This window comes from Janthinobacterium sp. FT14W (assembly GCF_009208755.1).
Lineage (GTDB): Bacteria > Pseudomonadota > Gammaproteobacteria > Burkholderiales > Burkholderiaceae_D > Janthinobacterium > Janthinobacterium violaceinigrum.
Genome location: NZ_WFLL01000192.1, coordinates 1 through 244, shown reverse-complemented (window position 1 = coordinate 244; position 244 = coordinate 1). Strand labels below are relative to the sequence as shown.

Annotated in this window: 1 pseudogene; it reads right to left on the bottom strand. The window is 57.0% G+C overall.

Going from position 1 to position 244, the window contains the following annotated elements:
• Positions 1–244: pseudogene (locus tag GCN74_RS29490) on the bottom strand (IS30 family transposase); the annotation flags it as partial.

Sequence of the window (244 nt, the reverse complement as noted above, 5' to 3'; positions counted from 1 at the left end):
ACAAAAGGGTGGGCATGTCCGTCACGGTATTCTTGAGCGCATTAGCCATCGTGACAGCTCCATAGCCAGCCAACGCGGGGCCATTTTTCGTCCTAGGTATCAATCCGTAGCCTTCCTCGCGAGGCAGGTGGACAAGCATGGTGAATCTGCTTGAACGCTCAACTAGCGTTCCGATCGCAGACCGGTTTAGTCCGATGATCAGGTCACCCTCCCAATGCCCCGGGACCGCACGATCGTCGGCTTC